Annotated in this window: 9 protein-coding genes; 5 read left to right on the top strand and 4 right to left on the bottom strand. The window is 60.4% G+C overall.

Annotation, left to right across the window (positions count from 1 at the left end):
• Nucleotides 1–192: 192 nt before the first annotated feature.
• From NKJ75_RS13430 to NKJ75_RS13415, 4 genes are all read left to right on the top strand, one after another.
• Nucleotides 193–909: a response regulator gene (locus tag NKJ75_RS13430; protein ID WP_023744277.1), complete on the top strand. Its 717-nt coding sequence runs from the start codon at nt 193–195 to the stop codon at nt 907–909.
• Nucleotides 906–2,315: an ATP-binding protein gene (locus NKJ75_RS13425; RefSeq protein ID WP_023670001.1), complete on the top strand. Its 1,410-nt coding sequence runs from the start codon at nt 906–908 to the stop codon at nt 2,313–2,315. The genes NKJ75_RS13430 and NKJ75_RS13425 overlap by 4 nt, the downstream gene beginning before the upstream one ends.
• A 164-nt stretch (nt 2,316–2,479) precedes the next feature.
• Nucleotides 2,480–5,029: a hypothetical protein gene (locus NKJ75_RS13420; protein WP_352499786.1), complete on the top strand. Its 2,550-nt coding sequence runs from the start codon at nt 2,480–2,482 to the stop codon at nt 5,027–5,029.
• A gap of 216 nt (nt 5,030–5,245) precedes the next feature.
• Complete coding sequence (locus NKJ75_RS13415) at nt 5,246–5,650, top strand: YciI family protein (protein WP_023828130.1); 405 nt, start codon at nt 5,246–5,248, stop codon at nt 5,648–5,650.
• Nucleotides 5,651–5,668: 18 nt separating this feature from the next.
• Here the strand turns inward: NKJ75_RS13415 and NKJ75_RS13410 are convergent, their stop codons facing one another.
• Both NKJ75_RS13410 and NKJ75_RS13405 read right to left on the bottom strand, forming a co-directional pair.
• Complete coding sequence (locus NKJ75_RS13410; RefSeq protein ID WP_352499785.1) at nt 5,669–7,144, bottom strand: pyridoxal phosphate-dependent decarboxylase family protein; 1,476 nt, start codon at nt 7,142–7,144, stop codon at nt 5,669–5,671.
• 19 nt (nt 7,145–7,163) lie between these two features.
• Nucleotides 7,164–8,249, bottom strand: a complete 1,086-nt coding sequence (locus NKJ75_RS13405) for a PLP-dependent cysteine synthase family protein (RefSeq protein ID WP_023754941.1) — start codon at nt 8,247–8,249, stop codon at nt 7,164–7,166.
• 203 nt (nt 8,250–8,452) lie between these two features.
• Here NKJ75_RS13405 and NKJ75_RS13400 point away from each other — a divergent pair, with 203 nt between their 5' ends.
• Nucleotides 8,453–10,483, top strand: a complete 2,031-nt coding sequence (locus NKJ75_RS13400) for a transcriptional regulator (protein WP_352499784.1) — start codon at nt 8,453–8,455, stop codon at nt 10,481–10,483.
• Nucleotides 10,484–10,580: 97 nt separating this feature from the next.
• On the opposite strand, the gene choV is transcribed toward NKJ75_RS13400, so the two are convergent.
• Nucleotides 10,581–11,762 carry a choline ABC transporter ATP-binding protein gene (gene choV / locus NKJ75_RS13395; RefSeq protein WP_023669996.1) on the bottom strand — a complete coding sequence of 394 codons (1,182 nt, stop codon included), beginning with the start codon at nt 11,760–11,762 and terminating at the stop codon, nt 10,581–10,583.
• A complete protein-coding gene (gene choW / locus NKJ75_RS13390; protein ID WP_023669995.1) occupies nt 11,759–12,613 on the bottom strand; it encodes a choline ABC transporter permease subunit in 855 nt (284 codons plus the stop codon). The genes choV and choW overlap by 4 nt, the downstream gene beginning before the upstream one ends.
• Between the last annotated feature and the right edge of the window lie 94 nt (nt 12,614–12,707).

Below are 12,707 nucleotides of genomic sequence, written 5' to 3'. Positions count from 1 at the left end.
ATGCCCTTGATTTTTTTCGGGAGTTTTTCCGGACTATAGAATTTTGTTTCTGAATTGTTTCTGGCAAATCGGCTTTGCGGGCGATCATCGCCGCTGGCCAACATGTGGCCAGAATTCTATCGTGTGGGTGACGCCACAGAAGCAGACTCAGAAGGCAGCCGCCGACCGGCCGCCAGCAATGACAGGATCGCCGTGAAATCCGATGCGCACATACTGATCGTCGACGACGACAAGGGCATTCGCGATCTGCTTCAGGAATTCTTCCAGAAGCGCGGCCTGCGCACCACGGTTGCCGCCGACGGCATCGAGATGGAGGACATACTGCGCCGCACGCAGGTAGACCTGATCGTGCTTGATGTGATGCTGCCGGGAAAAAGCGGGCTGGAACTCTGCCGCGACCTGCGCGCCAGCTACTCGACGCCGATCATCATGCTGACGGCGGTGACCGAGACCACCGACCGGGTCGTCGGCCTGGAGATGGGCGCCGACGACTATGTGCCCAAACCCTTCGATCCGCGCGAGCTGCTGGCCCGTATCCGCGCCGTTTTGAGGCGCAATGGTGCTGCCGAGCCGAAGCGCGCCACCACCAAGCAGATCTATCATTTCGCCGGCTGGACGATGGACTGCTCGCGCCGCCGGCTGATGGCGCCGGGCGACGTCAGGGTCGAGCTGACGATGGCGGAGTTCAACCTGTTGCAGACCTTCGTTAAAAGCGCGCAGCGAGTGCTCACCCGTGACCAGCTCATCGAGCTTTCCGGCGGCGACAGCGACTATTCCTTCGATCGCAGCATCGACATCCTGGTCAGCCGCCTCAGGCGCAAGATGGAAGACGACCCCAAGACGCCGAAACTGATCCTGACCGTGCGCAGCGGAGGCTACCAGTTTCTGCCCGAGACCACCTCCGAATGAGACGTTTCCTGCCGCAAACCCTGCCGGTCTGGGTTTTGCTCATCGTCATTGCCGGCCTGCTGATCAGCCAGGTCGCTACGCTCTATATCGTCTCGCGCGATCGCGCCGTCGCCAATGACGAGGTCGATCTCTACCGGCTTAACGACCGCGCCTATTCGCTGGTGCAGCTGATGCATGACGACACGCCGGAGCAGCGCAAGCTGACGGCCTCCGGTCTGTTCAACGCCACCTATGCGCTCACCGTTTCGGACACGCCCGCGGTCACCTCGTCGATCGCCGGCGACGACGAACTGGCCGAGCTCGAGGACATTCTGGTCGGGCGGCTGTCGAAATTCGGCATCACCGACGCCCGCGTCCGGCGCGATCCGGCAACCCAGGCAGCCAACGCGCCTGGCGGTGTGGCCGTGACCAAGGATGTTGGCGCGGTGGAGCGCGACCTGTTATCGCTGGCGGCCAGCTTCGCCCAAAGCGACAAGCTGACGGCCTCTGTCCGCTTCGCCGACGGCCAATGGCTGAATTTCACCGAGCCCAACACGCCGGTCGGACCGATATTGAGCTTCGACAGCCTGCCGCTCTATTCGCTGATCGCGGCCCTGGTGGTGATCATGTCGATCTGGTCGCTGCGCCGGCTGACGGCGCCCTATCGGATGATGGAAACGGCGGTCAACCGGATCGGCACGGATCTGAAGAGCCCGCCGATCGCCGAGACCGGCAGCCGCGAAATCCGCGCCGCGGCCAAAGCCGTCAACGCCATGCAGGTCCGGCTGCGCGACTATGTCGAGGACCGCGAACATCTGGCCGCCGCGCTCGCCCACGATCTGCGCACGCCGCTGACCCGCATGCGGCTGCGCCTCGAACTGTTGCGCAGATCGACGGCGCGCGAGGCGCTGGCCCACGACCTCGCCGACATCGAGAGCATCGCCAGCTCCGTCATCGACTTCGCCACCTTCGAAGTCACCGAGGAGAAGAGCGAGCGGATCGATTTCTGGTCGCTGGTGGAATCGATCGCCGACAGTTTCGAGGACGTCACGTTCGACCATGACGGCGCAAGGCCGCGCGGCATGATCTGCATGGCGCGGCCGGTGGCGCTCAAGCGCTGCGTCAACAATCTGGTCCAGAATGCCGTGACCTACGGCAAGAAAGCCCATGTCAGCCTGCGGCAGTCGGACGGCACGGTCACGCTGGTTATCCGCGACGAGGGGCCGGGCATACCGCAGGCGCAGCTCGACCAGGTGTTCGGTTCCTTCGTGCGGCTGGAGCAATCGCGCAACCGCCAGACCGGCGGCCTCGGCCTCGGCCTGACCATTGCCCGCAACATTGCGCGTGCCGCCGGCGGCGATGTCAACCTGTCCAACCATCCCCGCGGCGGCCTGCTGACGGAGCTCAGCCTGCCGCTGGCGGCATAAGTCAGACGTTTGATTTCGCGGACTCAATCCCAGAGGATGAATAGAGTAGGCATAGACGTCAGCCGAGATTCTCCATTAAATGTTGCAATGACTGCACGAACTGCGAGCTCGATTCTGAAATGAAAGTTTTGTCACGTTCGCGCCCCGTCCGAATAGCGTACCTCTTGGAAGACTCTGAGAACTCAGGGTTAACGCTCGATGCGATTTTCCGAAAGAGTTATGGACTTTGGGGAGGCCGGTTTCATCTAATTGTTCCATGCGCAGACGGAAAGCCTATCCCCGCGTTTACACCGTGGCTTACAGCATATGACCCAGACATCGTTTATTCATTCTGCGATCTGACTAATCAGGCGATCGAAGAAATCCATGAAACAATTTACCCGAGCTATCTAACTCGCCACGAATCGCGTGGTGACGATAAGACCTCTATTCGGTACTTCACGCCAGATCTTAAGTTCTCCCCCTTATCTAGCGAAACATTAGTCCCATATGTCACCATCCCTATAAGATATAGGCAGGGTGACCGTGCAGTAATTATCGATTCTTATTACGGATCAGCTTCAGATGATGCATTTATTCTGCAGAATTTTGGAGGATTCACAGGAAGTATCGGTCGAAGTTATCCGGCCTCACTTAGCGAATTTGGTGCACCATTTCATATTTTATCAGATACCGAATTACAGCCGCGGCGAAGACATGGTCTGAATAACCTCAACGTCATTCAAAATCGTTATGACCTCCTGAAGGAAATGTCGAAAAACGACATAGTAAGTGTGTCGAGGCTCGCTTCACTTGCTACTCCCCGCTTGGATATACCAAATTCCCGATGGGCGGATGCCTTCAATATCGTAGTTGGTGATAGTTTTGTCGACCGGGTCACATTTTGGAACGCTCGGTCCTTATACCCAAGATGGCGCGACGGCAGAAGCGTTGACTTAATAATACCAGAGAAAGATTTAGACGACTATAAGCTATTGTCGTCTATAGGTGAGTTTATTCTAAATAGAAATAATGTAAACTCGAATCAAAGCAGCAGCACTCCAGAAGCAATAATAAGGTCATCATCCGTATCAAAAGACAGGCTACAGGCATTAACGGAGAAACTGAAAGCCGGCAGCGAATGGGTCCGCTATCAAGTGTCACCTTTCGAGGCGATCGAAGATCATATTCCCTCCAAAAAGTCACTGGATCGATCTTACTTTGCCTTTGTCGACGGAATCGGCGCGGGAAATCGCAAAAACTGGAGGGAAAGCGAAGCAAACGGTAGAGAAATTAGTATCCAGGCACCGAAGCCTGACCATCTGCAGCACATGCCACCGGCACTGGTTTCTTCACATTCGGGATCTTGGGCAGTCGAGCTGGAAATCTCACGTACAAACGATCTGTCCAAATATCAAAATGAGCAGCAAAACTGGTGGCTACCGAGGCGATTGCGGACAGCCCCTGCCTTTCGAGGTGGTTATCAGCTAGCTGGCAATGGTCCGATTGTTATGCCTCGCGTGTCCTGCGGTGGCTTCCTTTGCCTATTTGCCGACGCACAAACCGACATAACGAATGTCTCTGTCCCTTCCGATGAGAAAGCAATCAGGGCAGGCTACACAAGTGGCCGCAACTGGTGGCCATTCGTTGAGAAGCATGACGGAACGGCCCAGATGCCCAACCAATTGGCTTTCGATGTGAGGCGATCCGGGAATGGTCGATATTTTTGGGGTGTACTGGAGATGTTCGGCGGTCTCGATGCTATAAAACAGACACTTCTACATGGATTCTGGCGAGAGCAATTTGAATTGCTGGGCGCCTCTTCATCGAGGACCGAGAGTCGAAGAGAATCGGTTATTAATATTCTAAAACAGAGACTTAGAAAGAAATTGGACTCACCAATATCCGATGGATTAGATATGATCGCCGATCGTGTTCTCGAAGAAGCTGAACAATTCCGATCTCGGCCGCCATCGGTCGCATGGACAGATCTAGCTTCTGCGCATGGGCGATTTGTCGAACGATATTGGGAACTTCATCCGCCACGTGCGGATGAGAGCGGTATGGCGGGCTGGCGAGACGATCTACTTGCTTCGCTTGAGCCCAGCGTTCAAAGACTATGTCAGATGGGGGTACTCCACCAAGGCTATGAGACGAAGTGTCGAAAATGCCTTCATAAGTTCTGGATATCGATCGAAGCACTTAAGGCAACGATCACCTGCGAAGTCTGCCATACAACGGTACCAGCTCCAGTTGGAAGACCCTGGGCATTTCGACTGAATGAGTTCTTTCGAGAGGCCCTACGGGCTCATGGTGTTCTACCGTTGTTTTGGGCCTTGGAGAAAAGTAGGACCATGCAGGAACGGTCATTTTATTTCGAGGGACCACTAGATATATATTTCTCTGAGAGTAGCGCTGACAGGCAAGAGCCTGACACAGATATTGATTTAACTACGATTTCGAATGGGGTCGTTCAAATTTTCGAGGTAAAACAATCTGCCAGGCAAATGCAGAAGGCAATCGAATTTGCTGATATAGCTAAACGGATTAGACCGGATATTGCAACCATTGCTGTGATGGAACCACGCTCCGCATATATAGAGAATAAATTTTCGGAATACGCGCAGGCGCTATCAGGTAGTGGCGTTGAGGCTCGACTTCTGACGCTGGAGTCAGGCTCGGATTTTTCAGAGAATCCATCCTTAGATCAAATGATTTCGATGCGGATTTTTTGATCGGGTTTGCTCCTCGAAGCATCGCAATCACTCTCGCAGATCAACGCTAAGCAGGAAATTTTTCCGGATACGAAGTGGAGATTTTGCTTGCCTTCGCGGATGAGCGAGCCGGTCGATGATCGTGGCCCAGCCCCTGACACCCCAGACCAGGTCAGACTTCCGTTGCCAATGTTTCCTTGCAATAGTGCGGCCGCTCGAACAGGAGGAGATCGCCGCATGTTTTATGCCATCCTGGCCTATCACGTCGAACAGACCATCCAGTCCCTGACGCCGCAGCAGGATGCGGCGCTAATGCACGACCTGCTCGAGGTCAATGCCAGATTGACCCGCGAAGGCAAGCTCGGGCCGGCCGCAAGACTGGGCGCGACCGCCGACGCCGTCACGCTGCGTGGTCCGGGCGACGGCATCGTCATCGACGGGCCGTTTGCCGAGACCAAGGAACAATTGCTGGGTCTTTATGTCCTCGACTGCGCCACGCAGGAGGCGGCGATTGCGGCTGCGCGCGACTTGCGCCGCGTGAACCCCTCGGCGGTGTACGAGATCCGGCCGATCACATTTTACCTTCCCGGCGTCACGTTTCCCGCCACGGAGGGCGATTTAAAGGAGGCCGCCAGCGGCTGAGAACTACCCCATGGCCGGTCAGGCAGAAGCGATCTCGTTGCCCAGGCGGACCGTTTCGGCGACGAGAAGGTCGAGATCCTCGCGCCGGGTCCGGTGGTTGTTGATCGCCACCCTCAGGCAATGCTGGCCTTGCACCGTGGTATCGGAAATGGCGGCGATGCCCTCTTCCTGCAGCCTCAGCATGATCTCGGTGTTGAGCGCTTTCGCGCGCTCGCCATCGAGACCATCCGCGCGATAGCGGAAGCAGACGATGTTGATGCTGGTCGGCGCCGTCAGTTCGAGCGCTGGTTCGGCCGCGATCAGCCCTGAGAGATACTGCCCCTGCGCAATGTTCTGGTCGATCAGGCGGCCGAATTTTTCGACGCCGTGTTCTCGCAATGCCATCCACACTTTGAGTGCCTTGAAGCCGCGTGACGTCTGCAGGCCGTAATCGTGCAGCCATTGGCCGGAGGCGAGGCCGCGCGGTGTCGACTCCAGATATTCCGGCGTCACCGCGAAGGTCTTGCGATGCGCCGAGGCATCCCGCACCAGCGCGCAGCCTGCCTCGAAAGGCGCATGCAGCCATTTGTGCGGATCGAGCGCGATGGAATCGGCCCATTCGATGCCGGCGACGCGATGTGCATTCTCAGGCGCGATCGCGATCAGCGCGCCGATGCAGCCGTCGACATGGAACCAGAGGTCCTCCTCATGCGCCAGCTTGGCCAGCGCCTGCAGATCGTCGATGGCGCCGGTGTTGACAGTGCCGGCGTTGCCGATGATGCAGGCCGGCTTGAACCCGGCCGCGCGATCTTCCGATATCGCAGTCCTCAAACCTTCAATGTCGATGCGCAGGCCGGCGTCGCTGGCAATGCGGCGCAGCGCCTTGTTGCCGAGACCGAGCGCTTCCATCCCCTTGCGGTGACAGGAATGGACCTGGTCCGAGCCATAGAAACGCAACGGCTTTTCGATGGCGGCAACGCCGTGCTCGCGCACGTCGATGCCGGCCTTGGTGTTGCGCGCCACGGTCAGCCCGATGATGTTGGCCATCGAACCGCCGCTGACCAGCGTGCCGCTGGCCGAAGCCGGCATGCCGGTCATCTGCTTGCACCAGTCGACCACCTGGCCGTCCATCAGGGCGGCGGCATGGTTGCCGCCGCCGAGATTGGAGCCCTGGATTGCCGCCAGGAAATCGCCGATCGCGCCGGTAAAATTGCTCGACCCCATATACCAGGACCAGAAGCGCGGATGGATGTTGCCCATCGGATAGGGCATCACCTTGTCCACGACATCGCCATAGATGTCGGCAAGCGGGGTCGGCGATTGCGGCAGAGAGGCGGTGAAGAAATCCCTCACATCTCCAGGCATCTCCTGCCACACCGGCCGTTGCCTGACATCGCGCAGGTAAGCGACGGCATCGTCAACGATCCGATGCGACAGGCTTTGCACATCGGCCCAGTCCGAGGGGTCAAGCGTTTCCTCGGTACTGGTAGCCGAGTGTCCAGGCATCGCGTCCATGCAATTTGCTCCCGCGTCATCATGCCGGGAACTGGCAACCGGGCGTCGAGCGCGAGAGAGCAAGCTCTTCCGCATTCATCTCGGCCTCGATGCCGTCGAACAAAGGCGTGGTCATGTAGCGTTCACCGGTATCGGGAAGCATGCACAGGATCACCGATCCGGCCGGTGCCGTGCCGGCGATCTGGCGCGCCACGGCAAAAGCCGAACCGCCGGAAATGCCGGTGAAGATGCCTTCCTGCTGCGCCAGCGCCTTGGCCCATTTCATGCCCTCCGGCCCGGCGATCGGCATCACCTCGTCATAGAAGTTGCCATCGATGGCCTCCTGCAGGACGTGCGGGATGAAATCCGGCGTCCAGCCCTGGATCGGGTGCGGTTCGAAAGCCGGATGGCTGGCGGCCGGCGCTCCGCCGGCGCCACGCATCTGCGGCTTGCCGCTGCCGACAAGCTGCGCATTAACCGGTTCGGTGAGCACGATCCGAGTCTCAGGCCGCTCGCGGCGCAGCACCCGCGCCACGCCGGCGACGGTGCCGCCGGTGCCGTAGCCAGTGACGAAATAGTCGAGCCGCGAGCCGGCGAAATCGTTGACGATCTCGCGTCCCGTGGTTGCTTCATGGATGTCGGCGTTGGCCTCGGTCTCGAACTGGCGGGCCAGGAACCAGCCATTGGCTTCGGCCAGTTCCACCGCCTTCTTGTACATGCCGAAGCCTTTCTCGGCGCGCGGCGTCAGCACCACCTTGGCGCCCAGCATCCGCATCAGCTTGCGGCGCTCGACCGAGAAACTGTCGGCCATCGTCACCACCAGCTTGTAGCCCTTCTGCGCACAGACCATGGCAAGACCGATGCCCGTGTTGCCGCTGGTCGCCTCGACGATGGTCTGTCCCGGCTTGAGCGCGCCGGTGCGTTCACCTTCCTCGATGATGTTGAGCGCCAGCCGGTCCTTCACCGACGCCGCCGGATTGAAGAACTCGGCCTTGACGTAGATGGTGGCGTGCGCCGGTCCGAGATTATTGACGCGGATGACCGGCGTGTCGCCGATGGTGTCGAGAATGCTGTCGAACAGGCGGCCGCGGCCGGCCGTGGTTCTGATTTTCTGCTGATGCAACATGGTAGACTCCTGGTTCTTGCTCACGGGCCGGTTACACACCCGGCGGTTTGGGCGGCGAGATTTCGACACCTTGCCGCACTACAGGTCCTTGACGTGCGGCAGTGTGGTAAACACCACATTCGGCGCACAAATTTTGCGAGCCGGGTGCACTTTGTCGTGCTCGGTGGTAAAGCAGGGGCCGGCAGGTCAGCGTGGGAGCAGGCGTGGTATCTGGCGTGGAATCGAGCCTGGCGAGCAGCCATCAAGGTGTTGTCGTGCGCCTGTTTGGGCCGCCGACAATTGCGCGCGACGGCGTCCCGGTGGTCTTGCCGACATCGCGCAAGCTGCGCGCGCTGCTGGCCTATCTGGCGCTGGCGCCCCATCCGGTCGGACGTGGCAAGCTCTGCGAGTTGCTGTGGGATGTTCCAAATGATCCCAGGGGTGAGCTGCGCTGGTGCCTGAGCAAGCTGCGGGCCGCGCTCGACGAACCGGGCCGCTGCAGAATCGAAACATCGGGCGATACGATCGCGCTCGATCTCGACGGCATCTCAGTCGACGTGCTGGATGTCGCGGCGGCGGCTGCCGCAGGCATCGAAACGCTCGAGCCGATGCGACTGCAGTCGCTCTCCGGCCTGTTCGTCGGCGACTTCCTCGAAGGGCTGGAGATCGACCGCAGCCCTCTCTTCAACAGCTGGCTGACCGCGCAGCGCCGCCGTCTCGGTTCCTGCCACGCGGCTATACTGGAACATTTGGTCAAGACGCTGCCGGCCGATTCCGAAGCCGTCTCCGCCCATCTCGAAAAATGGCTGGAACTGACCCCGTTCGACAGCAGCGCCCATGTCGCACTCCTGGTGAGGCTGGCGCGGCGCGGCCAGTTCGGCGCCTGCGAAGACCATCTTGCCGCTGCGGCGCAGTTGTTCCAGTCGGAAGAGCTGGATTTCGGCCCGGTGCGCGAGGCGTGGCTGTCCATCCGCAGCGAACGGCCCTGCGCGATTTTGCCGGCACAACCGGCAGCTCCGCCCGGGCCGAACCAGGCGTCAGTCATGCTTGCCGGTTCAGAAGCCGCGACGCCGCACAAGGCTTCGCTTGCCGTGATGCCATTTGCCGAAGACGCCGGTAGCGGCGTTCGTGGCGGGCTGGCCGATGGCTTGACCCACGACATCATTACCCGCCTCGCCAAGCTCAGGGACTTCTTTGTCATCGCCCGGGGCTCGGTCTTTGCGCTGGCGGAAAGGAACATCGCGCCGGAAGATGCCGGCCGAAGGCTGAATGTCGACTATGTCGCCACCGGCACGGTGCGCAGCGCGACGGGTCGCCTGATCGTCACTGTCGAGCTTGTCGAGGTTCGCACGGCCAGGATCGTCTGGGCCGAGACCTTCGAGCGCAAGGCCGAGGACATCTTCATTGTCCTCGACGATATCGGCAACAGCATCGTGGCCTCTGTCTCATCCGAGATAGAGATGGTCGAGCGCAACCGCGCCATGCTGAAAGCGCCCAATTCGCTCAATGCCTGGGAGGCCTACCATCGAGGACTCTGGCATATGTATCGCTTCACCCGCAGCGAAAACGAGCAGGCCAGGCATTTCTTCGGCATCGCACTGCAGCAGGATCCGACCTTTACCCGCGCCTATGCCGGCCTGTCCTTCACCCATTGGCAGAGCGCCTTCCAGCGCTGGGGCGACCGCGACCAGGACAGCGCGCTTGCCTTTGAGGCGGCCGGCCAGAGCGTTTTGGTCGACGATCATAATCCCGCCGCGCACTGGGCGATGGGCCGGGCGCTGTGGCTGCGCGGCGAGGGTGATGCGTCCGTGCTAGAACTGCAAAGAGCCGTCGACCTCAGCCCGAACTTCGCGCTTGGCCACTATGCGCTGTCCTTCGTGCATTCGCAGTCGGGCGACCCGCACGCGGCGATCGGATCGTCGGATCATTCGCGCCATCTGTCGCCGTTCGACCCGATGCTGTTCGGCATGCTGGGCGCACGCGCCATGGCGCATGTCCGCCTCGGCCAGTTCGACGAGGCGGCCGAATGGGCGCTGAAGGCGGCCGCCCGCCCCAACGCACATGTCATCATCCTGTCGATCGCCGCCCACTCCCTGGCGTTGGCTGGGCGGCTGGACGAGGCGAAAAACTTCGCCGCCGCCATCCGCAAGACGCTTCCGGATTACCGAGCCGACGACTTCATCGACACCTTCCGCTTCGACCGGGATGCCACAGCCCTGTTCAAGCTCGGCGCCACGCGCATCGGTCTGGCTTAGAGCATGATCCCAAAAAGTGGGTACCGGTTTTTGGAAAAGATCATGCTCCAACAAAGGGTTAGATCATGATGAGATTTCAACCAAATCTCATCATGATCTAGCGCCGCAACACCGCGCTCAGCACATCGCGTATCCCGATCGCGCCGACAAAGCGCGACTGGTCGTCGAACAGCGCCACGGGTGCCGTCTGCGAGCGGTGCATGGCCAGCATCACCGTCTTCAGCGACGTGCCGGGGTTGGCCCAGAACACCTGCGCCGTCTCCTCCGGCTGCGCCTCGACATCGGCGCATGAAACCCATACCGCCGGTTTGCCGTCGCGTTCCGCCGCCGCCACCAGCCCGTGCTCGTCGATCTTAAAGCGAGTCGTCTTGCGCCGGTCGAGCCACACCCAGCCATTATCGCCGTGCTCGAGGTCGCGGCTGTCGCGCATGACGTTCCAGGCGGTCAGCACCGACAACGGATTCACATTGGCGATGAAGTCGCGGACATAGTCATTGGCGGGCTTGAGCACGATGTCTTCCGGCGCCCCGGTCTGCACGATGCGACCGCCCTCCATGATGGTGATGTGGGTGCCGATCTTCAGCGCCTCTTCCAGATCATGGCTGACGAAGATGATGGTCTTCTTCAGCTCCGCCTGCAGCTGCAGCAATTCGTCCTGCAGCTTGGTGCGGATCAGCGGATCGAGCGCAGAGAACGGCTCGTCCATCAGCAGGATCGGCGCCTCGGTGGCGAAGGCACGGGCCAGGCCGACGCGCTGCTGCATGCCGCCGGACAGCTCATGCGCGTATTTCTTCGACCACTGGTCGAGATTGACCAGTTTCAGCTGGCGTTGCACGCGCTCCTTGCGCTCTTGCTCCGGCACGCCGGCGAGTTCGAGGCCGAGGCCGACATTCTCCTCCACCGTACGCCAAGGCAGCAGGCCGAACTGCTGGAACACCATCGCCACCTGCTTCTGGCGCAGCCGCCGCAGCGTCGCCTGATCGCAGGTCACGACATCGACGATATTGTCGCCGTCCTTGACCAGCACCTGGCCGCGCGACACCACGTTGAGCCGGTTGACCGCCCGCAGGAGCGTCGACTTGCCCGAGCCGGACAGGCCCATCAGCACCGAGATTTCGCCCTCATGCACGGTCAGGCTGGCGCCGGCGCAACCCAGCACATTGCCGGTCTTTTCGAGGATTTCGGCGCGCGTGGCGCCGCCATCGATCAGCGCCAGCGAACCGGCCTGGTCGGACCCGAAGACGATATCGACATTCTTGAAGTCAACGGCGACGGTCATTTCTTGCCTCCAACGCCGATACGCGTCATCCGGTCGAGCACGATGGCGAGTACGACAATCGCCAGGCCCGCCTCGAGCCCGAGATCGATGCGGCGCGAGCCGAGCGCGCGGTTGATTTCAGTGCCGAGGCCGCCGGCGCCGATGAGTGCTGCAAACACCACCATCGACAGCGACAGCATGATCGATTGCGTCAGCCCGGCCATGATGGTCGGCAGCGCTGAGGGCAATTCGACCTTCCACAGCAGCTGCTGCTTGGTGGCGCCAAACGCCTCGCCGGCCTCGATGATCGACTTCGGCACCGAGACGACCCCGAGATGGGTGAGCCGGACCGCGGTCGGGATGACGAAGATGATGGTGACGATGAGGCCGGGCGCGTTGCCGAGACCGAACAGGGTCAGGACCGGGATCAGGTAGACGAAGGTCGGCAGCGTCTGCATCAGGTCGAGCACCGGCAGCATGATGCGGTAGACCTTCGGCTTGTGCGCGGCCCAGATGCCGAGCGGCACGCCGATGGCCATCGCCATGGCGGCGGCGGCCACGACCAGCACCAGCGTCTGCACCGTCTGCTTCCAGAGGTTCTGGTTGATGATGAAGATCAGGCCGAGAAAGACGCCTATGGCCAGCGGGCGCGAGCGCTGCAGCAGCCAGGCGATGATGGCGATGATCAGCGCCAGCAGCACCGGCGGCACCATCAAAAGGATGCCAACCAGCCCGTCGAGCAGGAAATTGAGGCCATTCGAGAAGGCTCTGAACACGGTGTCGAAATTGTCGGTGAGGAAACCGAAGAACGCCTTTCCCCAGGCGCCGATCGGTATCTTGTGATCAACCATGAATTTCGAAATCGGATCCATATCGCCCCTCTCATGCGAGAGACCGCCTGCTTCCGGCCTCCGCTGTCGTTAGGTCATCTTCTCACAGGATATGAAAAAGGGCAGCCTTTTCTAG

Origin of the sequence: Mesorhizobium sp. M0058 (genome assembly GCF_040323095.1) — a bacterium.
Classification (GTDB): Bacteria; Pseudomonadota; Alphaproteobacteria; order Rhizobiales; family Rhizobiaceae; genus Mesorhizobium.
Note: the sequence above shows the minus strand (reverse complement) of the source record. Positions and strands in the feature narration are given on the sequence as shown.